This is a genomic window from Kroppenstedtia guangzhouensis (genome assembly GCF_014637345.1).
Classification (GTDB): Bacteria; Bacillota; Bacilli; order Thermoactinomycetales; family DSM-45169; genus Kroppenstedtia; species Kroppenstedtia guangzhouensis.
Genome location: NZ_BMEX01000006.1, coordinates 108,275 through 132,244, shown reverse-complemented (window position 1 = coordinate 132,244; position 23,970 = coordinate 108,275). Strand labels below are relative to the sequence as shown.

The 23,970-nt window shown below is 49.7% G+C and carries 26 protein-coding genes and 1 pseudogene; 13 read left to right on the top strand and 14 right to left on the bottom strand.

Annotated elements, in window-relative coordinates; genetic code table 11:
• The coding region (locus IEV46_RS18125; protein WP_229736040.1) for a hypothetical protein at nt 1-211 on the top strand (211 nt) is incomplete at its 5' end.
• A 41-nt stretch (nt 212-252) separates the two neighbouring features.
• Here the strand turns inward: IEV46_RS18125 and IEV46_RS10705 are convergent.
• From IEV46_RS10705 to IEV46_RS10695, 3 genes are all read right to left on the bottom strand, one after another.
• Complete coding sequence (locus IEV46_RS10705; RefSeq protein ID WP_188432562.1) at nt 253-396, bottom strand: sporulation protein YjcZ; 144 nt, start codon at nt 394-396, stop codon at nt 253-255.
• Nucleotides 397-553: 157 nt separating this feature from the next.
• Nucleotides 554-874: a spore coat protein gene (locus IEV46_RS10700; RefSeq protein ID WP_229736039.1), complete on the bottom strand. Its 321-nt coding sequence runs from the start codon at nt 872-874 to the stop codon at nt 554-556.
• Nucleotides 871-1,077 (bottom strand): spore coat protein, encoded by a 207-nt coding sequence (locus IEV46_RS10695; RefSeq protein ID WP_188432561.1) that lies wholly within the window; start codon nt 1,075-1,077, stop codon nt 871-873. The genes IEV46_RS10700 and IEV46_RS10695 overlap by 4 nt, the downstream gene beginning before the upstream one ends.
• Before the next feature lie 687 nt (nt 1,078-1,764).
• On the opposite strand from IEV46_RS10695, the gene IEV46_RS10690 reads away from it, so the two are divergent.
• From IEV46_RS10690 to IEV46_RS10660, 7 genes and pseudogenes are all read left to right on the top strand, one after another.
• Entirely contained in the window at nt 1,765-1,971 is a 207-nt protein-coding gene (locus IEV46_RS10690) for a hypothetical protein (RefSeq protein ID WP_188432560.1), read from the top strand.
• A 31-nt stretch (nt 1,972-2,002) separates the two neighbouring features.
• Nucleotides 2,003-2,380 carry a class I SAM-dependent methyltransferase gene (locus IEV46_RS10685; protein WP_229736038.1) on the top strand — a complete coding sequence of 126 codons (378 nt, stop codon included), beginning with the start codon at nt 2,003-2,005 and terminating at the stop codon, nt 2,378-2,380.
• A 226-nt stretch (nt 2,381-2,606) separates the two neighbouring features.
• A complete protein-coding gene (locus IEV46_RS10680; protein WP_188432558.1) occupies nt 2,607-3,434 on the top strand; it encodes a KR prefix domain-containing protein in 828 nt (275 codons plus the stop codon).
• The gene (locus IEV46_RS10675; protein WP_188432557.1) at nt 3,364-4,089 is read left to right on the top strand and encodes an acyl carrier protein; all 726 of its coding nucleotides are present in this window, start codon (nt 3,364-3,366) and stop codon (nt 4,087-4,089) included. Before IEV46_RS10680 ends, IEV46_RS10675 begins: the two co-directional genes overlap by 71 nt.
• A gap of 154 nt (nt 4,090-4,243) precedes the next feature.
• Nucleotides 4,244-5,206, top strand: coding sequence for a hypothetical protein (locus IEV46_RS10670; RefSeq protein ID WP_188432556.1), 963 nt, complete (start codon nt 4,244-4,246; stop codon nt 5,204-5,206).
• Nucleotides 5,207-5,590: 384 nt separating this feature from the next.
• A pseudogene (locus IEV46_RS10665) lies at nt 5,591-5,896 on the top strand (DUF441 domain-containing protein); the annotation flags it as partial.
• Between the two features lie 166 nt (nt 5,897-6,062).
• On the top strand, nt 6,063-7,526 hold the full coding sequence (locus IEV46_RS10660) for an MFS transporter (RefSeq protein ID WP_229736037.1): 1,464 nt from the start codon (nt 6,063-6,065) through the stop codon (nt 7,524-7,526).
• An 80-nt stretch (nt 7,527-7,606) separates the two neighbouring features.
• Here IEV46_RS10660 and IEV46_RS10655 read toward each other — a convergent pair whose 3' ends face one another.
• From IEV46_RS10655 to IEV46_RS10645, 3 genes are read right to left on the bottom strand one after another with little or no spacing between them, the layout of a single operon-like run.
• Nucleotides 7,607-9,208, bottom strand: coding sequence for a CgeB family protein (locus tag IEV46_RS10655; RefSeq protein ID WP_188432555.1), 1,602 nt, complete (start codon nt 9,206-9,208; stop codon nt 7,607-7,609).
• A gap of 14 nt (nt 9,209-9,222) precedes the next feature.
• Nucleotides 9,223-10,368, bottom strand: a complete 1,146-nt coding sequence (locus IEV46_RS10650) for an NAD-dependent epimerase/dehydratase family protein (RefSeq protein WP_188432554.1) — start codon at nt 10,366-10,368, stop codon at nt 9,223-9,225.
• Complete coding sequence (locus IEV46_RS10645; RefSeq protein WP_188432553.1) at nt 10,365-11,336, bottom strand: Gfo/Idh/MocA family protein; 972 nt, start codon at nt 11,334-11,336, stop codon at nt 10,365-10,367. Before IEV46_RS10645 ends, IEV46_RS10650 begins: the two co-directional genes overlap by 4 nt.
• A gap of 68 nt (nt 11,337-11,404) precedes the next feature.
• On the opposite strand from IEV46_RS10645, the gene IEV46_RS10640 reads away from it, so the two are divergent.
• Together IEV46_RS10640 and IEV46_RS10635 are read left to right on the top strand one after the other, a co-directional pair.
• A complete protein-coding gene (locus IEV46_RS10640; protein WP_188432552.1) occupies nt 11,405-12,514 on the top strand; it encodes a DegT/DnrJ/EryC1/StrS family aminotransferase in 1,110 nt (369 codons plus the stop codon).
• Nucleotides 12,511-13,239: an N-acetyltransferase gene (locus tag IEV46_RS10635; RefSeq protein WP_308420299.1), complete on the top strand. Its 729-nt coding sequence runs from the start codon at nt 12,511-12,513 to the stop codon at nt 13,237-13,239. Before IEV46_RS10640 ends, IEV46_RS10635 begins: the two co-directional genes overlap by 4 nt.
• Here IEV46_RS10635 and IEV46_RS10630 read toward each other — a convergent pair.
• From IEV46_RS10630 to IEV46_RS10615, 4 genes are all read right to left on the bottom strand, one after another.
• Entirely contained in the window at nt 13,236-14,141 is a 906-nt protein-coding gene (locus tag IEV46_RS10630) for an NAD-dependent epimerase/dehydratase family protein (protein ID WP_188432551.1), read from the bottom strand. The genes IEV46_RS10635 and IEV46_RS10630 overlap by 4 nt on opposite strands.
• Nucleotides 14,142-14,360 carry a hypothetical protein gene (locus tag IEV46_RS10625; RefSeq protein WP_188432550.1) on the bottom strand — a complete coding sequence of 73 codons (219 nt, stop codon included), beginning with the start codon at nt 14,358-14,360 and terminating at the stop codon, nt 14,142-14,144.
• Nucleotide 14,361: 1 nt separating this feature from the next.
• Nucleotides 14,362-14,634 (bottom strand): DUF2642 domain-containing protein, encoded by a 273-nt coding sequence (locus IEV46_RS10620; RefSeq protein ID WP_188432549.1) that lies wholly within the window; start codon nt 14,632-14,634, stop codon nt 14,362-14,364.
• A gap of 371 nt (nt 14,635-15,005) precedes the next feature.
• A complete protein-coding gene (locus IEV46_RS10615; RefSeq protein WP_188432548.1) occupies nt 15,006-15,416 on the bottom strand; it encodes a hypothetical protein in 411 nt (136 codons plus the stop codon).
• 218 nt (nt 15,417-15,634) lie between these two features.
• On the opposite strand from IEV46_RS10615, the gene IEV46_RS10610 reads away from it, so the two are divergent.
• The 3 genes from IEV46_RS10610 to IEV46_RS10600 are packed head-to-tail and all read left to right on the top strand — an operon-like array spanning nt 15,635 to nt 19,440.
• The gene (locus tag IEV46_RS10610) at nt 15,635-16,054 is read left to right on the top strand and encodes a MerR family transcriptional regulator (protein ID WP_188432547.1); all 420 of its coding nucleotides are present in this window, start codon (nt 15,635-15,637) and stop codon (nt 16,052-16,054) included.
• A gap of 19 nt (nt 16,055-16,073) precedes the next feature.
• Nucleotides 16,074-17,633 carry a class I adenylate-forming enzyme family protein gene (locus IEV46_RS10605; protein WP_188432546.1) on the top strand — a complete coding sequence of 520 codons (1,560 nt, stop codon included), beginning with the start codon at nt 16,074-16,076 and terminating at the stop codon, nt 17,631-17,633.
• Nucleotides 17,626-19,440, top strand: a complete 1,815-nt coding sequence (locus IEV46_RS10600; RefSeq protein ID WP_188432545.1) for an acyl-CoA dehydrogenase family protein — start codon at nt 17,626-17,628, stop codon at nt 19,438-19,440. Before IEV46_RS10605 ends, IEV46_RS10600 begins: the two co-directional genes overlap by 8 nt.
• 101 nt (nt 19,441-19,541) lie before the next feature.
• Here IEV46_RS10600 and splB read toward each other — a convergent pair whose 3' ends face one another.
• From splB to xylA, 4 genes are all read right to left on the bottom strand, one after another.
• Nucleotides 19,542-20,570: a spore photoproduct lyase gene (gene splB / locus IEV46_RS10595; protein ID WP_188432544.1), complete on the bottom strand. Its 1,029-nt coding sequence runs from the start codon at nt 20,568-20,570 to the stop codon at nt 19,542-19,544.
• Nucleotides 20,563-20,832, bottom strand: coding sequence for a transcriptional regulator SplA domain-containing protein (locus tag IEV46_RS10590; RefSeq protein WP_188432543.1), 270 nt, complete (start codon nt 20,830-20,832; stop codon nt 20,563-20,565). The genes splB and IEV46_RS10590 overlap by 8 nt, the downstream gene beginning before the upstream one ends.
• 249 nt (nt 20,833-21,081) lie before the next feature.
• Entirely contained in the window at nt 21,082-22,581 is a 1,500-nt protein-coding gene (xylB, locus tag IEV46_RS10585; RefSeq protein ID WP_188432542.1) for a xylulokinase, read from the bottom strand.
• 60 nt (nt 22,582-22,641) lie between these two features.
• A complete protein-coding gene (gene xylA / locus IEV46_RS10580) occupies nt 22,642-23,967 on the bottom strand; it encodes a xylose isomerase (protein WP_188432541.1) in 1,326 nt (441 codons plus the stop codon).
• Between the last annotated feature and the right edge of the window lie 3 nt (nt 23,968-23,970).

Below are 23,970 nucleotides of genomic sequence, written 5' to 3'. Positions count from 1 at the left end.
CTGGAACAACACATCGACAGCGAACCAAAGGAAAATAAGCCCATCACCGCGTAAAACAGCGAAAAAGGCCGTCACGAAAATCTACGACGAGTGGGACAATCCCAAGGCCCTGTTTGGAATAGGTAAAGGGGAGGTCTTGTTGAAAAATTTCAACCTTGTTTATTGGAGTATGGGCTTGATTTATGGCAATGGAAAAACATTGGGGCAATGAGAAAGCTGGGTGGAGAATGCTACTCGCCCGGCTTTCTTTGTTTAGTATCCGTATCCGAAGAAACCAACCAAACCAAAGATGGTAGCAATGACCAACAGGTAAAGCAACAGCCGCCCCAAGCTGAATCCACCGCCATAGCCACCACCGTATCCTCCACCACCGCCATAGCTACCACCAAAAGCCATCATAAAAAACCTCCTTGAAAGTAGTCTCTATATCCTATGCTTTGGATGTAGATTTGTAAGGGATAAGAATGCAGATGCGAAAAAATGGGTGGATATGTCTGATAAGAAAAGGCCATCTTCCATAATCGGAAGATAGCCCTAATTCATCCCGTGAGGTTTAAGGTTGTTGGCTCTGTTGAACCATTTGTTGAGCCTGTTGGGCCATTTGCTGATCGACTTGAATCTGTTTGGAAAAGTCTTTGGCGTTATACCATCCCTTTTGTTCCATGTAGTTGTAAACTTGCTCATGGTGATTGATGCAGTCTTGCAACTGACGCTTCAGCATTTCCCGAACTTCCGGCGTGGAGGCTTCTGTCAGGGCATATGCGGTATTCCGAACACCGCTTTTGGCAGCCAGTAATAGATCAGCGGAGATCAAACTTTCGTTCATTTGTCCCTGACCGGTTACCGTTTGCTTCATCTGATTCATCAGGGTCATTGAGTCATCCCCCCTTGATTTTGCGTGAGAAAACCTTGAATTTCCTGAAGGTGCCGACGGGCGGTCTTTACCTCCGACTGCATCAATTGGCTTAATTGACTGTCATTCACCAGAGCCTGCATCATCGAGGATTTTGCGATGCAGTTGGTCTTAAACATTCCCAATTCATGTAACTCCGAGGCTTCATGCTGTCCAAGTTTCATGATTTTACCACCCTTTTATTTTTGTTAAACATAGTATGCCCCAAGCTCAGTTGGATATTAACAAGAAAGTCGGCTGTTGATCAGGTTTACATGTACCACGCTCCTCCGTTCCAGTTTGATTGCATCAGCGATCACAATGCCGTCGGCCTTTTTTGAGAGAACAGATGGAGAGTCCTTCGATTTTGTCAATTTTGGGTGATTACCACTTTATTACCGGAAAAAGTTTGCGGGATTATTTTTTTGTGTTATAATGTAAATCAAAAAAATCGGAGTGAATTCAATCGATGCTTCGGTACGTTGTTGTAGCTCTGAGGTCATATCATTGGTTTCTGTAGTGTGTATATTACATACAGACGATTGGGCGAAGCTGTGTCCAATTCTCATGGCATTCTATTTTTTTTGTTGCGGTTAACGGTTGAAGGACCTTGGCTACGATTTGCTTTTGTAGAGAAAAAGGAATCATGAGATTCTCAACGCCAACTGGAGAAGGTGTGTTCCCTTTATGCCAAGACTCCTTGGCCGCTTGAAGCGAACAGGGAATAATTTTCAAACCCGCATTTTGCGGGTTTTTATATGCACAGGAAATGAATTTTTCCACGGGAGTAATGAAACCGAAAGGTGAGAGAACAAACCGGACATTATTAAAGTTGAGTAGATATTTGGTCATCTTTTAAAGGGGGTTGGTGTATGAAATCAATCTACGAAAAAGTAGGGAGAACTGCATTTGTCATCGCTGAGTGGCGCGCGGAAGAAAGCGAGAGTGCAGATCCCTTATTTTATGATCACATCGCCAATATTTTCCTGAACGAGGAGACAAAGCAGATCCCTGCAGCGATCTCCCAATCATCCCCTTCCACGAAGTTTTTTGGTTCGTTATCGCACCCGTTATTTTGATGATCTCATGTTGAAGAAGATCCGCCAAGGTGTGAAGCAAGTAGTGATCTTGGGTTCGGGATTGGATACCCGGCCGCTCAGGTTGGCTTCCGATCATGTCAAGTTCTATGAAGTGGAACAAAAACATGTGTTGCAATATAAAGCGGAGCAAATTGAACAGTTTGGTTATCATCAGAACAGCCAATTTATTCACGCTGATTATACGGATGTGGATGTTGTCGCCATGTTGCTAGAACGGGGCTTGGACCCGGAGCTGGAGACGTTTTTTCTGTGGGAAGGAAATATCTTCTACCTTAAATATGAGAATATTTGCCATGTGCTGGAGAACTTAAGGCAGAGCCTCACTCGATTTGAGTTGGCCTTTGATTATTTGTCCCATAAATTGATTTGCCCGCAGCACGGGATTTAAACGATCGGAAAAATTGTTGGATGGGTTTAGCTCCATCGGTGCACCGTGGAATACGGGATTTGATGATATTTCAAAGCTGGCGGAGAAGGTGGGGCTTTCAGTAAAGGAAAACTTTTTGATAGCTGACTATTCCAATGGGATGGACAAAGACTTCTGGGTGGATCCCCAATTGCTTGATGACTATTCTATTTGCATTTTCCAACGATAAACCCAAGGAATTTACGAGGTGAGGAACGTGGGAAAGGGAATTCTGGTCTTTGCCAGAAGAGACGATCTGTATTATCATCTCAACCGATATGTTCGCGAAGATCAAAGGTTCATCCTGGTGAAACCGGGCAATATATTTCGTCAGTTGGGGGAGGGGATTTTTCAGATTGATCCACAGGAAGCGGGGGATTACCATCGGCTTTTCGACGAACTGGGCGAGCGGCTGGATCCGGTTGATGAAATCATTCACCTGTGGAATTACGAAAGTGGATCACTCGATTATCTTGATCATGGGGATCTTGAAAGATTTAATCGGGCGGTTCAGCGCAATCTCACCTTTGGGGTCAGATCGATTGATTTGTTGACGCAAGCGATGGCTTCACGATCGGGTCTCAAAAAGGCCCGTATCACTTACTGCCACTATGGGTTGAAGACCTCATTGCAACCGCAAAACATGATGGTTCCGGGTTGGTATTTCCATCTGCCGGAGGAGCAATCACAGTTTTCTTTCACTTCGATCCACCTTTCGCAACCCTTTGCAGATCCTTCGCAATTTGCCGGGTTGTTGTTGAATGAACTGGACAGGGATCACCAAAATCCGTGGGAAGAGAAGAGATGGCGGAACGCTTGGCGCTGGTCGCATCCAGTGAAAAAGAATCCTCGATCGGCTGAAGGGTTATCTCAAGGGCGAAGAAGAATTGTTCTGGACAGGAAATATCCACAAAACAGACAACGAATGGGAAGCTTGGTTTGGTGGAGCAGATGGGGAGGAGCTTTTGGGGAGAATTGTCAGGTCCCGAAATTTGCAAAAGATCGCCCGGTTGTGGGTCGCAGGAGCTCCGATTGACTGGCATGCTTTCTATTCGGAAAGTCCGCGTCCCCAACGGATTTCTTTGCCGACTTATCCCTTCGCCGAAACCTCATACCGGATTAAGCTAAACAATCACGATGAAGAACAAGCTCCAAAGGAGTCTTTCGAAAAGAGACCCCTTCAATCGATCCTCCTCCACATCGTTGGGGAGATCTTGAAAGTGGATGGGGCCGAACTGGACCCTGATTGGGAGTGGCAGATGGATCACAGCGACACGATGAAGCTGATCGTACGTCTGAGCAAAACCTTTGGAAAAGGGCTGGATCCTTTAACCATCATGGAGTTGCGCAGTGTAAATCAGTTGGCGGAATATCTTGCGCAAAAGGGTGTCACCGATTTGACGTCGTCGATGCCACCCACATTATCGGCGGGATCAAAACATCAGGCAAATGACGGGAAGAAACCGGTTCTCTCCCATCTTGTCCGCATCGTTGCAGAGATGCTGAAAACGAATGAAGAAGAGATTGACATCGATGCCGATCTCAGCGAGTATGGCTTAAACTCCATCAATATCATGTATTTGCACCGTAAATTGACAGAGCGGTATGACCCTTCGATCGAACCGCTCATGATTGCCAACAGCCGCACACTTCGTGAGCTTGCGTCGCTGTTGGAGAGCAGGGAGAGATAAAAGAAAGAGAGGTTTGTCGACCCGGGTGTGTAGCGGAACGGAGAAAGTAGCACGTAATTGAATCCAAAAGTCCCCGGCTGTATAATTGAACCCATATGGGGTGATGGAACCAGAGGATGTCGATCGGACGACTCAGGGGAGAAAGGAATGAGCCATGCGATTGATACTGAAAGAACAGATCATTCGCTCGACCCTCCGAACAGAAGAGAGGATTCATCTTACCCCGACACCGAACGTAGTAAATGCCTTCCTGGCGGAACAGGCCTCCATCCAAGCGGAGCTGAACGCAAGGCGGATCCAAAAGGCAAAGTGGCGTGAGTTTGCCGAAGAATTGGCTCAAGCTCTGATCCAGACCTTGATGACAGCCAATCAGTACATGAATTTTCGTCAGCAGGACATTTGCCGTCTGGAACGTCTTTTCCTGTCCCTGCTTGAACAATTGGCCGCATTTTACGAGCAGCGGGAAAGGACCCGGGAAATGCTTGTCCATATTCTGAAGCAGCATGGGTTTAAGGTGAGTCGATTTTTGTTGGAAACCAATGGCTCACACTTTCAGTTGGTGGAGAAAGATCAACTGATGGTGCGCAGGGTGCCCTGCAGTGAATACGAAGCCCCCTTTCAATTCGAGTTACTGGGAATTGAAAGGGATCGGCTCCAAGAGCCGGTGCTGGATCTCGGTTGCGGAAGCCAAGCACGATTGGTTCAGGCTTTGCGGGAACAGGGTGTGGAAGCCTATGGCCTGGAACGCATGGCATCGGGGGAGACTCCATTCATCTATACGGTCAATTGGCTCGATTTTTCCTTTGTGCCGGACAAATGGGGGACAGTGATCTCCAACATGGCTTTCTCCAACCACTTTTGGCACCATCATATCCACAAAGCCGGGTACTATACCACCTACGCGAAGAAATATATGGAGATCTTGCGTTCACTCCAAGTGGGTGGAAGCTTCATCTATGCACCGGGTTTACCCTTCATCGAACCCCTGCTGGAAAAGAGCGGTGACACCTATACCGTGTTTTGCAGGGAACTGGATCAGCCATCTTTCGAACTGGATATACTGGAGGGCATAGACTCCTCCCGTTGGTATGTGACACAGGTGATCCGGGAACGATAGACGATGGCCAAATCTTGTTCAAGCTCCTCCATACCCATCCTTCACTGAAGAACAGGGACCTCCCCGTTCTTTTTTTTGGACTCGATTGGAAGTATCGGAAACATTCACTCAAAGGAGAAGGCATCGTCTTAAACGATGAAAAAAACAATACTAATTCCTTAGCAATTATTCTCCTTGCCAATAGGCTGCTGTTGATTTCATAATTTATTTAAAGAAAATAACAGGGATGATAAGAACATGAAGAGATACTGGGGATACCTTGTACTTTTATGCTTTGGCTTATTTCTGCATTTTATCTTGCAGTGACAAATATGACGAACTTGAATCTATCATGGCTCAATGAGCAGGTGTTTGTTGCCGCTCTCACAGTTGTGGTCTTGAACGGAGCAGTATGGGTTGAAGGTTGGTGTCATCATTTTAACTATGGGGGTGCTGGCCCCTGTCGCCCTGGGGAAAATCCCCTGGTCTCAATTGGTGGATACGATGAAGAGCTCTGCCGGACTGGCTGCAGTGATCGTCGGGATTTTTGTGGCATATCTAGGGGGAAGAGGAGCCAACTTATTGACGAATCAACCGACGATCGTCACCGGACTGATGATCGGAACCATTATCGGGGTGGCCCTGTTTCGCGGTGTTCCGGTGGGGCCGCTGATCGCAGCGGGGATTCTATCCTTGTTCCTGCGAGGATGATGCGGCAGACCGTCCGACCCTCCTCCGATAAAAACCGCATTTCAAAGCCTCAAATTGGCTGGAAATGCGGTTTTTATCCGTTTTGCACAAAGTATGAAAGATCCACCTCCTGCTGATACTATGCCCAGGTAAAAGCACCCTGGGATGGGACAAGGAGGGGTGAGGATTGACTGAGCGGAAGGATTACAAAAAGAAGCGGTTTTCCATCAGAAGAAGGTCCAAACCTCGATTGGGTGAAGAGGATATCACAGTCGTCGATCCGGACGTTGCCAAAAGAGCGGTCGTGGCCACAGCCCTTGGCAATGCCATGGAATGGTTTGATTTTGGTATTTATTCCTATTTGGCTGTAACCATCGGCAAAGTGTTTTTTCCCGAATTGACCGGCAGCCTGCAATTGATCTATGCTTTTGCCACTTTTGCTGTGGCCTTTCTCGTCCGGCCGCTGGGCGGAGTCATTTTCGGGATGTTGGGAGACAGGTGGGGACGGAAAAGAGTTCTGGCGATCACGTTGATTCTGATGGCGGTGTCCACGTTGAGTATCGGTCTGATTCCCGGTTATACCTCAATCGGTTCCACGGCCACTCTTTTATTGTTGCTGGCCCGCTTGGTTCAGGGATTTTCCACGGGTGGGGAGTATGCCGGCGCCATGACGTTTATTGCGGAATCGACTCCGGATAAAAGGCGGGGAGTGATGGCCAGCGGATTGGAAGTGGGTACCCTGATCGGCTATATTGCCGGGGCGGGTTTGGTCACTTTGCTCACGTTTCTGCTGGGAACAAAAGGGATGGTGGAGTGGGGGTGGCGTATTCCATTTTGGATTGCGGCACCCTTGGGTTTGATCGGCCTTTACTTTCGTAATCACCTCGAAGAGACGCCAGCTTTTGAAGCGATGGAAGAGGCACGGGAAGAAAATCAACATATCTCGATGAAAGAGATCTTCGTCTCTTATTGGAAGACGCTGCTAATCGGCATGGTCGTGGTGTTTTTTTATAACGTGGTCAACTATATGGTTTTGTCTTATATGCCTTCCCATCTGTCTGCCGTGCTGGGTTATGGAGAGACCAAAGGGTTGTTGTTGATTGTGATCGTCATGGTGATCATGATCCCGATGGTTCTTTTGATGGGGTATTTTGGTGACCGGGTGGGTGCCAAACGGATCGTGCAGGGAGGATTGATCGGATTGATCTTTTTATCGCTCCCCTCCTTTTGGCTGATCGGAAGCGGCATGGTGGGGTACGTCTTTTTAGGATTGATGATGTTGGCTGTCTTCTCTTCCACCTTCCAAGGGACGATGCCTTCCCTGTTGCCCTCCCTTTTCTATACCGAAGTGAGATACGGGGCACTGGCTGTTACCTACAATATTTCAGCCTCCATATTTGGCGGCACGACTCCCTTATTGGTGTCCTGGTTGATCAATTTGACAGGAAATCGACTGGTGCCGGCTTATTACCTGATTTTCGCCGGGGTGGTCGGGATGATTGTCGTGACATATTTTGTAAAGGAGACTTCCGGTAAATCGCTGCGTGGATCCCCACCGGCGGTGGCAGAGCAACAGGAAATTCAGGAGGTATTGGAAGAGCCGGAAAAAGCCTTATGGTGGCGGGAAGAAACAAATAAAAATGAGCCATGAGTGTTGTCGGATTCAACTTGAAAGCGTTGTGATCGTTCTTGGACGGTCGGGATGGGGTTTTACCCCTCCCCGGTTTCCATCTACTCGACAAATCGGGGCCAATCCGGAAGGAAGCTGTGTGTTTTGTTCCGGTAGGTGATTTCCAATCGGGGAACGAAGCGCTGATAATAGATGACTCCGGACAAGGCGTGCGTTTTTGGCTGTTGTCTCCCCAAGAATTGAACGGATCCGTGGTCATGTACGGGGATATATAGATAGACCCCCAATGTTTTTATCCGTTGTCGGATCAAGCGGCGGATCAGCGAAGTGACTGAAATGATGACGGGCTCTTGATAAAATTTTTTCCGGTTGGGAAGGTTTATGGCAATGGTTTGTTCTTCTTTTTCCAAGGTAAGAGAAGGAGTGGAGTGGACGGGATCTTCGCAACAGCTGAAAAACCGGCAGGTGATTTTTGTAATTTTGGCGGGACAAACCGCAAGAAACAGTTTCAACCGGGCTTGATGAAGATCGAGCCCATCCGGACAAGAAGCGAGTGAAAACAATAAACCGCTTCGAATCTCCCGGGTTCGGTTTCCCTGCTTTCTTCTTACCGGGAGATACGGATTTTTACTCAGCTCTCCATGGGGCAGCAGGCTGGAAAAGGTGGAATGGGTACGGATTTCTTGACGTAAAAACGGGCTGGGAACCTTATAATATTTCCCTTTGTTTCTCTTGACTTGAAGCATTTCTGATGCGATGTCCAGCATTTTCCGGATGCGGTGGGCGTACCGGTGGTTTTGGTGGACCCACTGTTGGCCATGAGTGGCAATCTTTTGCCGGGTCTTTTGATTTTGGAGTAAGAAATGGGCCAACTCCCTTGTCTCCTCACCACGACGACTGGTCAGCAAATGGAGATGGGGCTGAAAGTGACGGAGAACAGCGGGGGTGTGGTTGGTGATCAACAACCCGCCTGTACCGATGCATTCCCAAGTTCTCCGGGTTAACAGTTCAGCGTGATTCTGGATTCCCAAGACCATTTTTGAAGAGGCATACACGTGAGGAACTCGGTCATACGGGATGGGTCCCCGGATCACGTGATCGGGAATGGAAAAAGGGAGGAGTTGTTTTCCCCGCTCCCATCCCTTGCCCCAGATGGACACTGAAAATTTTTCTCTCAACAGCGGTTCCAACAGAATTTGAAGGCTGTTGATTCGCCAACTGTCCAAGGTTGCATTGGAGAAATTGGCCACCAGGGAAATGTCTGTCTGATATTCAGGAAGTGGGGGGAGTGTGCGATGAATCCGGGGATTGCAGGCAAAGGGAAGATAGTAGGAGGGAACCCCTCTTTCCTGATACATTTGCGGAGCGTGGAATGCATGGGTGAAGACGACATCGGGCTGTCCGGTTTCCAGGATATACATTCCCCAATAATCGGTATGAAGGGGGTCTTCCGTCGACCAAAACACGTGAAGGCTCCGGGTTTCTTCACAATATTGACGGATCGCCCGAAAATAAGGTTCCCGATGAAAGGGGGTCCACCCATTGGTCAGGATCACGTCGGGTTTGTATCGGTTCAGTTCGTCAACCAACCCCCGTGGAGTCAAGTCCGGTTTGGGTATAAAGAGAGGTACCCTGTTTTCCTTAAAACCGGAGGGAACCGTGTGGACATAATTGGGGATATTTTCGAGATAGTACCATTTCATTGCGCTCCCGCCCTTTATAAAAACCGATCTTTGTATTCTTTAAATACGGATCGGTAAGGCAAAAGGTCCTTCACCATCCGGTCCATGCCCTCCCGGAGAGAAACCGCCTCCTGTGGTAGCAGGTGTTGTCGGAACCCTTTGTTTTCCATCTTCATCTGATGGGTTTCATTTTCTTTTCTGGGATTGGGGATATGGGTGATTTGAGCCTGCAGTCCTTGCTTCTGTCCCGCTTGTTGGACCTGTTCCGCCAGCTGTTTGGGACTGGCCAACAAGGTCATTTGGTTAAACACTTGGAACTTTTGATTGGGTGAAAGTGCAGCGGCTTGAGCCAGGGAGTCCACCGCATCCTCCAAGGCGATCATCGGCTTTTTCTGCTCCCCTTTTCCGTAAAGGGTGATGGGATGATCCGCCAACATTTGTGCACAAAATCGGTTTGCAACCACACCAAAGTAAAAATCAAAGTCAAACCGGGTGGCCAGATGCGGATGGAGCCGGGTTTCTTCGGTTCCGGTTCCAAATACGATGGCCGTTCTTAAATCGGTGATGGAGAATCCCCACATCTTGGATGAGAGGTAAAGGTTGTTGATATCCCCCACTTTGCTCATGTGATACCAGGAGGTCGCCATTCCGGGGTAGGGGATGGTATCCGAACCCGTCTTTGTTTTCACATCGATAAATCCCTCAGGGATGGTGAAATGGGGAGAGCCATATACCCCGGTGGTTGTGGTTTCCACAAAGTGAGTTTCCTGTTCCAACCCGCACTCTTTGATTCCCCACAGGAGATTCCGGCACATGCGGTTGTTGTTTTCCTGCGTAAAGTGGGCCAGGGGGGCGTGAAGGTGGGAATAGGGAGCGGCGGGTTGGGCTGCCACATGAAGGATCACCCGGGGTCGAAAGGTTTTTAACAGCTGGCATACCATCGTATACTCTGTAAGATCGGCTTCGATAAAGGTAAGGTTATGCATCCCGAATTCTTTCGCCGTCTCCAAGCGCTTTTCCATCGATGCGATCGGGATCGCACTCACACTTCCGATTTCCCCGACCCATCGGCGTCGACCGAGATGATCCACTCCAATCACTCTCTCCTCGGGAAAAGCTCGACTTAACTTCAGCATCAATGGCCATCCGATATAGCCATCAGCCCCCGTCAACAAAATCATCCTTGATCACTCCTTTTTCCAATTTCGGATTGAATTCGTTCCGCCAGCTTCATGACGTTTAATCCATCAAACTGGGAGACTTCCGGTTGGCGGCCGGTTTGGACTGTCTCGATAAAGTGCTTGATTTCTTCCAGTAAGGGAGAGAATGTCGGGATATGGACGGTTTGACAGTGGATGGAATGAGAGTATCGGCCGGATCGGGTGTAGCGGTACAGCCGATGATTCAACAGATCAGCCACCCAGGTCTGGTCTGTTTCCGTCAAAATGATCTCCCGCTTTCGGAGGGCTCCCGCCCGAACCGCGTGGATTGTCACATGAAAAGGAGAATCGAAAGGGATGTAAACCTGGGCATTATCGACCAGACCCCGATTCATCTCCCGCGGATGCACCACCTGACCGGATGCCGTGAGATCCGTGGGAGAGGCTTTCATTCGATCGGCAATGTGAAGGACGAGGTCGAGATCGTGAACCATTAAGGTGAGGCAGACATCTGCATCAATTTTTTTTCTCAAGGGGACATAGCGATAAAATTCACCCATGACCAGATGCTCGTATCGGACAGACTGGAGCAGGGTTTGAACCACCGGATGAAACCGCTCCACATGTCCCACTTGAATGTGGACGCCGCAGTCGGAAGCCATGTGACAGAGGGAGCGGGCTTCCTCAAGGGTACGGGTGAAAGGTTTTTCCAGAAAAACATGGCATCCGTGACGGATCGCCTCTGTTGCGACTGAGTGGTGGGCTGTTGTCGGAACACAGATCACGACGGCCTCAGCTGCTTTCATCAGGTCACGAAGTTTTCGGGCTTGAGGAACCTGATATTTTTCGGCGATGATCTTTGCCTTCGAAAAATCGGAATCGAATATGCCGATGACTTTCACATCGGGAAGGGAGATCAGGTTTCGGAGGTGATTCTCTCCCATAAATCCGGTTCCCACGAGGGCCGTTTGTACAATTTTCCCGGTCAATGACTCATCCCCCTTCGGTCTTAATTGAATCGGGTGGATCATAGGATGAAAAGTGAGGAGGGGGAGCGATGATCCCGTTAATCGATATCCAACGTCAGCATCAATCCCTGAGAGATGAAATGGAGAAGGAGATCGCTGATGTATTGGATCAAGGGCAATTTATTTTGGGAAGAGCGGGTGAAGCTTTGGAAAAAGAGGTTGCCACCCTTTGCGGTACCGGATATGGAGTCGGGGTAAACAGCGGAACCGATGCGTTGTTCTTGGCATTGGCCGCCTTGGGTGTGGGTGAAGGTGACGAAGTGATTACAAGTCCTTACACTTTTTTTGCCACCGTGGAGGCGATCGTTCACACTGGTGCCCGGCCTGTTTTGGTCGATATCGAGACCCAAAACTATCATCTGGATCCCGCCCGGGTGGAACAAGCGATCACATCGAAAACGAAAGCGATTCTTCCCGTTCACCTTTTTGGTCATCCTGCGGATATGAAAGCTCTGTCATCCATTGCGCAACGCCACGGACTGGCCGTGGTGGAGGATGCCTGTCAAGCGATGGGTGCCCAACTCGATGGGAAACCAGTAGGATCCTGGGGAGATGTCGGCTGTTTCTCTTTCTATCCCACAAAAAACTTGGGTGGGATTGGAGATGGCGGCATCATCACCACTTCCAACCCAAGGTTGCATGAAAAAATCCAACGATTGCGCACACATGGGACGGAGCGTAAATATCACCATTCCTGCTTTGGCTTTAACAGCAGGCTGGATGAAATTCAGGCGGCTGTCCTTCGTGTGAAGTTGAAGCATTTGCTGAATTGGAATCAGCGACGGCGGATTTTAGCCGATCGATATCGGGAAGCGTTTCACAAGTTGCCGCTTCAACTTCCATCCACCTCTGCAGAGGCTTTGCCCACCTATCACTTGTATATCCTTCGGACACCCCACAGTGCTTCATTAAAAAAATGGCTGAACGATCATGGAATCGGATGTGAAATCTATTATCCGATGCCATTGCACCATCAGAGAGCATGGAAAGATCGGTTTTCAGTCCCCTCTCTCCCGCAGGCGGAAGCGGTGGCGGGAACGACATTGGCATTGCCTGTTTATCCCGAACTGACAAATGCGGAGCAGGAGACAGTGATCGAGAAAGTGGTTCAATTTTTTGAGGAGGGGAACGCCCTTTGAAACCCTTTGTTCATCCTCAAGCGCAACTGGGCAAGAACGTCCAACTCGGGATGTCCTCCTGGATTGGTCCACAAGTACAGATCGGGGACCATGTGGAAATCGGCTCCCATGTGGTCATTCATGAGCAGACAGTGATTGGAAATCAGGTGAGAGTCGGCGACCATAGTATTTTGGGAAAGAAGCCGATGAAAGAATCGGTTTCTGATCCTCTCATCATAGGTAAAAAAGTTCAGGTGGGGAGCAACAGTATCTTGTATCGCGGAGCCACGGTCGGCGAACATTGCTTGATAGCCGATCTTGTAACCATCAGAGAGCATGTGGTGATCGGAGACAAGGTTGTGATCGGCAGAGGAGTCACATTGGAGAATCACATCCAAATCGGTGATCGGACCAATTTGCAAACCAATGTCTATCTGACCGCCTTTTCCCGACTGGAGGAAGATGTGTTTGTGGCCCCTTGTGTGGTTACGTCCAATGATCCATTTGCGGCCCGTTCTCCCCACCCGATCCCGTTGAAGGGGGTCCATGTGAAGCGCGGAGGAAGAATCGGAGCCGGAGCGATATTGCTTCCGGGAATCACGATTGATGAAGAGGGGTTCGTTGCAGCGGGAAGCGTCGTCACCAAAGATGTTCCCGGTAAAACCATTGTGAAAGGCATTCCGGCCAAACCTTTTCGGCCGGTGCCGGAAGCTCAACGGCTCTCCAATCTTCCACCCAGATCTTAAACGGTATCTTCGAAGTATTCTTGTATTCCCTCATAAAGACTCTTCATCTTTCTGCCCCTGAAGAGAGTGTCTGTCTTTTGAGTGTCCCATTTGATTAAGTGAGTCTTCTGTTCATTGGTCGATTGCTTCTGTTTTCTGATGATGGGCACCGATCTTCCGAGAGATTGCTTCCCAAGCTGATTGACCAAACGTGCCAGCTCCAAAATACTTAAGGTGTCTTTTCCTCCAAGATTGTAAATCCCTTGGATGGAAGTGGACAGAGCTTGGTAATAAGCCCATACCACATCATCCACATGGATGAAATTGCGTGTTTGCTGTCCGGATCCATGAATCGTGATTTTCTGATTTTTTATTACGGATTTGCAAAAACTTTCAACCACGGTTCCCTTCGAAACCATTCCCTTACCATACACGTTGGATTGGCGGAAAATGACGATATCGAGATTGGCTTGTTCCTTCAGAAGGAGTTCCTCCGCCCACTTTTTCAGATGACCATAGAAATTGCCGGGATTTAAAGGGGTCTGCTCGCTGATGAGCTTCCAATGTGGATCATACACTGCAAAAGAGGAGGGAAAGATGATTTTTTGCACCCCTGCTTGGATGGCCTCACGAACGATATATTTCAGAGAAAGCAGATTGATCAGTATGGCGTCTTTGGCATGGGTTTCACATTGGGAGACATCGCTGATCGCACCCAAGTGAATGATGGTGTCGATCCCTTTCATCATTTTTTTCACGTCATCGGGTATGGTGATATCCAACTTATGGATCGATATTCCATGAATTTGGGGGAAGGGATGGGTACGAAAGTTATCGACCGCCCGCATCGGGATATTTTTTCTCGAAAAAAAGTCAACTAACTTGGAGCCGATATATCCTGCCGCTCCGGTGATGAGAATCATTCAGACAAAAATCCTTACATAGCCGATGTTTTGAAAAAAGAAGGTCACCAAGTTGGGTGGTCCATATCCCGGTGGGGGAGCGGTTTGAACTGTAAATGCAGCTGTTGAGACACTGACCAGTTGACCTTCGACAGGGCTCTCATTCTCAGAGACAGCCACCTGGACGGTACTTCCGATGAATTGACGCAGACGAGCCGCCAAGTTTTGATATCCCGCCATCTCAACTTCCACCTCCCAAAGCGTCCACATAGATGATGCTGTCAAAGGGAATCAAAATGATCTCCCCGACCGACTGCAATTCGAGATAATCGGCGCCAACGGCGGTGACCCGACCCGATACTTCTCCGCTGACGGTCTCAACGACAACGTTTTGATTCAGATAGCGTAGGAGCCGCCGTCGGATCGCCTCGTTTTCATCGCCTCCTCCTGGAAAGGAAGGGCCGAAAATACTGTCCAGGATCCCTTCGACCAATCGAAAAATGTTATTAAGCAATCTTCCTTCACCTCCTGCTATAAGATACTTTTAAAAGAAAAAAACGGAAGGGCTACTCTACTACTTTTTAGAAGTTTGGGGTACAGTTGATAAAAAACCAAGCAAAAACCCTCGCCTTTCGTGCGGGGGTAATCCATGTTCAGTCACTGATTGGCGGGGTTTTCATATGGACAGGATCGCATAGGCGAGACTGAAGAGCATCCCGGCAGCGGAAAGCACCAAAATGGGGATGTAGACTAAAGGGAGAAAAGAAAGTCGGGAGCTTATTTCTCCGGGGTAAAATCGATATCAATGGAGGCATCATAAAAAAATCGCCTTTCCGGAGGCGATGAACTCTTTCTGATTGGAATCGACCTTGATCCAGGAAAGGCTTAGATCCCATGAGGAAACAGCATCAGGAAGATGATGAAGGACAGGAAGATAGTCGAAAGAATTCCATGGAGGCGAACCTTTCGCGCCCATGGTTTGAACCCGGGCGGCGTGGGGGAGTTGAGAAATTTTCGGATATGATAGCCAAACATTCCCCCAAAAGCGCCGATCCCTGTATAAACGACGATTACCCAAATCATCCAGTGAAGTGAATAGTTCCCTTGGATGTACAAGTATCCGCCGGAAAAGAATTGGGCGACGAGAACCCATTGGCTGATGAAATTCATCCAATACATGGCACGAAGGACCGACCTTTCTTGTAGAAAGGTTTTCTGCAAAAAAAAGGGCAGTAAAAGATAAAAACCCATTCCAACTGCCCCCAAAACGTGAAAAAACAGCATCAGCTTAGCCAAAAGTGCTTCCCCTTCTTCCATTGGTGGATCTGATCTTCATTGTATCATGTTGCCGAAAAGCGGCTGTGATTCCTGTCACAATCGGTTCGATTGGAATCAGGGGGGGTTAACGGGAAGTGAATTCCTCCCCTTTTATCTGAATAAATGGCTAATTAACGTTGACGTTAATATAATATAATGATAGCCTGGGAACAGGGGATTGTTGAGGGGGTGATTCTGTGTCATTATCGACTGACAAAGATCTCTTTACGATATCTGAATTGTCTCGGGAGTTGGACATCAGCACACGTACGATTCGATATTATGAGGAGATCGGCTTGATCCTGCCACAGCGCAGCGGAAAAGGCACCCGATATTACACCCGCGGTGATCGAGCCCGTCTGAAACTGATTTTGCGCGGAAAAAGATTTGGCTTCTCCTTGCATGAGATCAAAGAAATGATCACTTTGTTCGATGAAGACCGGACAGGACGGAAACAGTTGAGACGCACAATCCAATACGGTGAGGAAAAAATCCGCGAACTGGATGCCCGGATCGAGGACCTCAGCCGATTGCGGGAAGAGATTCAGGATCTTAAAACTCGCTTTGAAGAGAAGTTGGTATCTTTGGAAGCAGGGGAGGACGGGTCCAGGGAATGAACAGACGGGGGGGATATCTGTGAATTTGTCAAAGATCCTGCATATCAACGGGAATAAGTATCCGGATCGGGATGCGCTGCTCTTCGGGGAACAACGGGTCACTTACAGACAATGGAATGAACAGGCGGATCATCTGGCTCACCACTTGCAACAAAAGGGGATTCAACGGGGGGACAGGGTGGTTTTGATGATGCCCAACCTCCCTGATTTCGCCATTCTTTACTTTGCCATCCTCCGTGCCGGCGGGGTGGTGGTCCCGATCAACGTCCAGTTCAGTCGGGATGAAGTGGCCTATATTTTGGAGGATTGCCAGGCCAGGGGGATGTTTGTGCATGAGAAGCTTTTCCCCTCAGTTGCTGAACTGGCAAAGTTGCAACCATCCCGCTTTTATGTAAAAACTGGCCCCGCCGAAGGGGGATGGGAGAGCCTGGGGGATTGGAAATCCTCTCCCCCCCTTGGGAATGCCCCCCGGTTTGATCCGATGACATTGACGGAGGAGGATGAGGTGGATGTTCTCTACACCTCCGGGACGACGGGACGACCGAAAGGAGTGCGGTTCAGTCACAGAAGTTTACTGACAGTTGGCACGATGATCGCCATCGAATTTGAAATCAACTTGGAGAGTCGGATCTTGCATATGATGCCGCTCAGTCATTCCGCTCCCTTGCATTTGATGTTTGTATCCGCTGTCATCGTCGGTGCATCCCATGTGTTTTATCCCGCTTTCACTCCGGAGATGTTATTGCGCCTGACTGAGCAGGAGAGGATTACCCATTTTTTTGGCGCCCCGGTGGCCTACTTGCTCAGTATGCAAGAGCCCAACTTCCCCGAGACGGATCTTTCCTCGTCCAAATACTGGGTGTATGGGGGGGCTCCCCTCTCCAAGGACCAGGCGGATGCGATTGCTGATGCATTTGGCAAGGAGAAGATGGTCTGTGTTTATGGTCTGACCGAGGCCGGACCGAGCGGAACTCTGATGCATCATCGGGATCATCATGAAAAATCGGGGAGCATCGGCCGACGGGGGGCCTTGTTCACTGAAATCGAGATTGTGGACGAACAGGATCAACCTTGCCCGACGGGCCAAATCGGCGAAATCCGACTGCGGGGTGAAGGCACGATGCTGGGTTACCTCAACCGGCCGGAGGAAACGGCACAGACTCTGAAAAAGGGCTGGGTCTATTCCGGTGATTTGGCGTTTCGGGATCAGGACGGGTTTTTCTGGATTGTGGATCGCAAAAAAGATGTGATCATCACAGGGGGAGTCAATGTCTATCCGAAAGAGGTGGAGGATGCCTTGAACAGCCATCCCGGAGTTCAGGAGGCGGCGGTGGTGGGTCTGCCGCATCCGACATGGGGAGAAACGGTGACGGCCTTTATGGCTCCGAAACCGGGGGCCAACCCGTTGGATGAAGACGGCTGGCTGAAGGAGATCCGCCGCTTTCTGGCCGGGAAGATCGCTGAATTCAAAATTCCGAGGCGGGTGAAGATTGTGTCCGGATTGCCCCGAAATGCCAGCGGTAAAATCCTGAAACACCGGTTGAAAGAAATTGGGACGGAGGCTGATTCATATGTGTAAGCGGCGTAACATCCAGCGGGAAGTGGATCAGGCTCGGTACGGAGGGAATAATATCCCCCGGCCACCCCTGGAGCCCAACTTTTACCTGGAAGATTTCAATCTGCAGTACCTGATGCGCCGGTACCTTCCCGACGATATGCATCAATGGGCGGATCGGGAGTTGACTCACTTGGGTGGGCGGGTTGCTGGGCCGATTGATCAACGGGCGGCCTATACCGACCGGGATGGTCAGCCCCGGCTGGTCAGGTACAATCGGCGGGGCGAGGAAATTTCGCAGATCGTCAAAAACGAGGGTTATCTGAAGACGGTCAAAGAAGTGTACGGAGCAGGGATTGTCGGCCACCTTTATCGCGAGATTCCGGAGTTGGGCCGCAAAGCTCCCTATCTGTATTCTTATCTGCAGGGATATCTACTCAGTGAAAGCGAACCGGGTTTTTACTGTCCCGTCACCTTGACTCTGTCTGCAGCTCATCTGATTGACCGGTATGGTACACCTGAGCAAAAAGAAACCTATCTGACAGGGCTCACCTCTCTCGATGAAGAGACCCTCTATGAAGGGGCGACTTGGCTGACCGAGCGGCAGGGAGGCTCCGATGTCGGAGCCAACTTGACGATGGCGGCAGCCGATCCGGAAGCGGGACCGGGGGTGTACCGCTTGACCGGTGAAAAGTTTTTCGCAAGCAATGCAGGCGCCATGGTGGCCACGGTGCTGGCCCGAATCCATCCGGACCGTCCCGGCACCCGGGGACTGGGACTCTTCCTGGTTCCTTGGATCAAACCGGATGGCACCCGCAACCGGATCTATGTCCGTCGTCTGAAAGAGAAGCTGGGGGTAAATGCTGTTCCTTCCGCTGAGGTGATTCTGGAAGAGGCGGAAGGGTATCTGATCGGTGATCCGGATCAGGGATTTAAATACATGGCGGAAGCCTTGAACATCTCCCGGATCTGCAATGCGGTCGCCGCAACAGGAATCATGCGCCGTGCTTGGTATGAAGCATTCCACTATGCGAGAGAGCGCCAAGCTTTCGGACGTCCCATCCTTCAATATTCCATGGTCAAGCAGACCCTGGCGGAGATGTTGGTGGAGCTGGAAGTCAACACCGGATCCACTTTTGATATGATCCATCTCTATGATAAAGTGAACAGCGGTCAGGCTGCTCCCGAAGAGGAAGTGATGGTCCGGATGCTGATCTCTCTCATCAAGTACCGCACGGGGGAGGCAGCCAAAGAGATGACGCACCAAGCCATTGAGACGCTGGGCGGCAACGGTTATATCGAAGAGTATGTAACCCCGCGCCTGTTGAGGGATGCACAAGTGCTCACCGTCTGGGAAGGAACGGCCAATATCCTGGCACTGGATCTGTGGCGGGTCATCAAGAAATTCCGGGCAGATGAGGTTTTTCTGCAGGTGATACACCGCGAAGTGGAGGGGTTGACGCATCCTCTGTCCCAGCCCTTCAAAACCGCTCTCGAAGAACGGCTTCAGCAAATTCGGGAAAACCTCACTTTCCTCAAGTCACAACCGGAAGAGATCCTGACATATTACCTCAAGCCGCTTTCGGATCAGATCGTCGATGTGTACCAGTTGGTCTGCATCTTGAAAGAGGCGGAAGATCAGGCGGGAGCCGATGGTAACGGACGCAAATTCATCGTCGCGGAACTCTACAGAAAAGCGCATTTTCAGTCCACTGCCAAAGACCGGATCAGACAAACCCGGCTTCCCGATCTCATCCACTTTGATGAGCTGATGGACTATCAAAAGGTGGATGTGGAAGAGCTTCAACAAGTGAAAGCAAACACAAGATAAAGCCGGGGAACGATGACGTCTGAAGGGGGGCGCTGATCCCTCACCAGTGTGGAACAGGGAGCTCCCTGTTCTTTTTTCTTTCTCCCAACCCATCGGGTGCGTCAGGTGAAGTATTCCAGTCGCGCCGTGGGGAAGAATTCCTCCAAATATTCTCCCAAACGGGACTGAATTTCTGCTTGTTCCTCGTCAAGGTATACATACTTCCCGATCCCGTAGCGCCCCCATTTCCATTTGCGTCGTGCCTCATCCATTTCCAGCTTGGTCATGGGATAGTTTTTCTGGATGACCCGTTTGGCCGGTTTGGTGAAACGATGCTGGATCCATTCGAAGGTCAAGTCCTTTTTGGCCACCTCCGGCAATGAAGTTGCCAGTTTCTCAAACATGAGGCGGTACCCTTCCTGCCACCCTTCGTGCAAATAGATGGGGGCAACGATAAATCCGAGGGGATAACCGGCCTGGGCTACCTTGACGGCGGCATCGATGCGATCGTTTAAGGAGGAGGTGCCTGGTTCCAGATATTTGATCACATAATCGGCGTTAATGCTGAAGCGAAAACGGGTTTTTCCATTGTGCCTGGCGTCGAGAAGGTGATCGACATGAGCGAATTTGGTCACGAAGCGGAGCCGGCCGGTTTCTGACTCCCCGAAATACTCGATCGCCCGTTTCAACGTGTGAGTGAGATGATCGATACCGACGATGTCCGAGGTGCAGGAGGCTTCAAATCGGGTGATTTCAGGAGCCCGTTCCCGCATGTAACCTTCAGCCGCTTCCAAGATTTCCTCGACGTTGACGTAGGTACGAATATAGGGTTTGCTACCCATGGTCGTCTGCAAGTAACAATAGTGGCAGTGCCCCATACAACCTGTGGCGAGGGGAATCGCATACTCTGCTGAGGGTTTTGAGGTGTCGAATTTCAAGGTTTTTCGGACTCCCACGACTAGGGTGGACTTGGCCGTCCGGTATTTCTGGAAATCATTTTCCCCGGGCAAGTTGCGAACCTGATTGTGGGATGTGGTTTTCCTGATTTCGATTCCCATATCCGTGAATTTCTTTTTCAGGCGTCGGCCGAGAGGATACTCCAGGGCACGGGGCTCCATATATACCAACTGTGGAACAAAGGGTTTAACCATGGGGAACCTCTTCTCCTGCAGAGCCGAAATAATACTGATATGCCTTTTCGGCTTCTTCCTTTGTGCGGTAAAGGGCGAACTCTTCATTCATCGGATAGTGGGTTTCATACAAGAACAGATTCAATTCTCCGGATCGCACAGGGTCACGGACTACAGCCGCTTCTTGTATGTTGGCTACGTCTTGTGTATGTGGATTTCGCACCATCACATAGACGATGTCTCCTGCTTGAATCGGCGGATATTCCTGATTTTGAATGTCCACGATAGCACCTTCCCACTTTTTTGTCTCTTAGGATTCCACAGATCGGGGGAAGGTATTTGTGTGGTAAAAAAAGTGACCCGCTTCCTATGGTACGGTTGTGCGGGTCACTTCTCACTTATCGCGTGGCTGTTGGTCTTCTGCTCAGCGGCAGGGTGTACTCCCTGACAAGATATCAGGGGTATCGTTTTTTCCTACAGAAAGAGAGGCCGGTTTTTTTGTTCACGACGACGAAGGACCATGCTTTCGATTTCACTTTCTAAACTTCATCAAGTCCTCACTGAGTGCCTTTGTTTGGCCGTACACTTGTTTGTATATTCCAAATAGCTGGTTGTACACTTCAACATGCTCCGCAATCGGATGGTATGTTTTTTCAGGCTGAATAAAGACTTCTGCACATGCCTCCAGGGATGGGAACCAGCCACAACCGAAGGCCGCAAGCATGGCTGCACCCATTCCGGGACCTTGCTCGCTGGACAGTTTGATGATATCCGCGTGGAATATATCTGCCTGCATCTGTAACCATACAGGGTTTTTGGCACCGCCCCCGATGGAAATGACCGAATCGACTTCTTCGCCATATTCTTGGAAGATCTCTATCGTTTCGCGCAGGGAAAAGGTGATCCCTTCCATCACAGCTCTGACAAAATCGGATCGTTGATGGGAGGCATCGATGCCAATGAAACTTCCCCGGATCACAGAGTCGGGATGTGGAGTCCGTTCTCCGGTCAGATAGGGAGTGAACAGAAGACCCTTTGCACCCATAGGAACTTGATCGATCCCCGTCAGGAGAGTTTGAAAGTCTTCTCTTTTTGCAAAGGTGTTCTTGAACCAGTTCAGGCTGTAACCTGCAGACAGGGTGACTCCCATGGTGTAAAAGGCATCTGCTTGGCCATGGTTGAAATAATGGACCTTGCCCTGAAACTCTTTGTTGCCCTTTGCTTCGTAGGAAAGCACCACTCCGGAAGTACCGATGCTGCAAAGGGTCTTTCCAGTCGAAAGAATGCCGGTGCCGATGGCACCACATGCATTGTCGGCACCTCCGGCAAAGACTTTTATGTGGGGTGACAAACCTGTTTCTCTGACTATGGAAGGAAGAAGTTCACCGACACAGGTATGGGATTCCACCAGTGGCGGACAGATCTCCACCGGTATTTCGAGCAACCTGCAAATCTCTTCGCTCCACTCCCGGTTCATCACATCAAGCAATAACGTCCCCGCCGCATCGGAATATTCACTGTGAATTTTCCCCGTCAACCGATACCTGACATAATCCTTGGGAAGCAAAAATACGCTTGTCTTTTTAAAAATGTCGGGTTCGTTTTCTTTCACCCATAACAACTTGGGGAGAGTGAATCCTTCCAATGCCCGGTTTTTGGTCGTCCGCAGCAAAAATTCTTCGCCGACGGTTTCCACGATTCGATGACATTGTGCCGATGTTCTCGTGTCATTCCAGAGAATTGCATTTCTGAGCACATGATCATCCGGGGCCAACAGGACCAGGCCGTGCATCTGTCCGGAAAGGCTCAGGCCTTCGATGTCTTCCACATTTCCTTTGAATATTCGGACCAGCTCGGCCAATCCTTCCACGGTCGCTTTTACCCACTGCTCCGGTTCCTGTTCACTGTAGCCCGCCTTGGTCTGGATCAGTGGATAGGAACGGGAAACCTCCGCACAAACTGTCCCTTCCTGGTTGACGAGCAACAGTTTTACTGCGCTTGTCCCCAGATCGATGCCAATTACATATTTCATCCATGTCCCCCCCTATGAATCAAGTGTGCTGCTACAACACATACGTGCCGGCACACCTGATTACATTTCAGTCAGGGTTTTCAACAGATATTGGTTTAAGATAGATTTTAAATGCTCTTCACGGCCGGATTCATTCGGAATCTGACTCAGGGTGAGGGCATGGGATTCAAGGGTATGGAAATTGGCTCTTCCTTCCACGATGTCCAAGCCGATTCCCTCTGTATAACTTTTATACCGGTTGACGATAAAGTCATCAAACACCCGATCTTGGATCAGCTGACTGGCGACCAGCAGGCCGACGGCAAAACTGTCCATACCGGCGATATGGGCGAGGAACAGGTCGTTGGGATCGAAGGAGCCTCTGCGCACCTTTGCATCAAAGTTGAGTCCCCCTTTTCCCAGACCGCCGTTTTTCAGAATTTCATACATGGCTAGAGTGGTGGAATACAGATCTGTGGGGAACTCGTCCGTATCCCAACCGATCAGCTGGTCTCCCTGGTTGGCATCGACGGAACCGAGCATTCCGTTGATGCGGGCCACTCTCAACTCATGTTGGAAGGAATGGCCTGCTAGGGTGGCGTGGTTTGCCTCCACATTAAATTTAAAGTGGGGGGCAAGATCGTATTTTTGCAGAAATGAAAGGCTTGTGGCCACATCGAAATCATATTGGTGCTTAGTGGGTTCTTTCGGCTTGGGTTCGATCAGGAGCTGCCCGTCAAATCCGATTTCCTTCGCATAATCCACAGCCATTTGTAGGAAGCGGGCATAGTTTTCCTGCTCCAATTTCATATCGGTATTCAACAAGGTCTCATAACCTTCGCGGCCGCCCCAGAACACATAGTTCTCTGCCCCCAGCTCTTTTCCGATCTCCAGTCCTTTTTTCACCCGGGCAGCGGAGTACGCAAACACATCGGCATGGTTTGAAGTGGCGGCGCCATGCACGTACCTTGGATGTGTGAACAGGTTGGCTGTGTTCCACAGGAGTTTGGTTTTGCTGGTTTTCATATAGTCCCGGATCTGGGCGACGATAATATCCAGATTGGCGTAGGTCTCTTTTAAATTGTTTCCTTCGGGAGCGATGTCCACATCGTGGAAACAGAAATAGGGAACATCCAGCTTTTCAAATAATTCAAAGGCAGCTTCCACACGGGCTTTTGCCAGGTCGAGGCCGGTCAGATGGTCCCAGGGACGGATCATTGTACCGGCTCCAAATGGATCGGATCCATCTGAGGTGAAGGTGTGCCAGTAGGCAACGGAGAAGCGGAGCCAATCCTTCATGGTTTTCCCGTTTACAACTTTCTCTGGATCATAATATTTGAAGGAAAACTTGTTTGTGGATTGGAGACCTTCAAATTCCACTTTGTTTACCTTCTCAAAATAAGACATGGC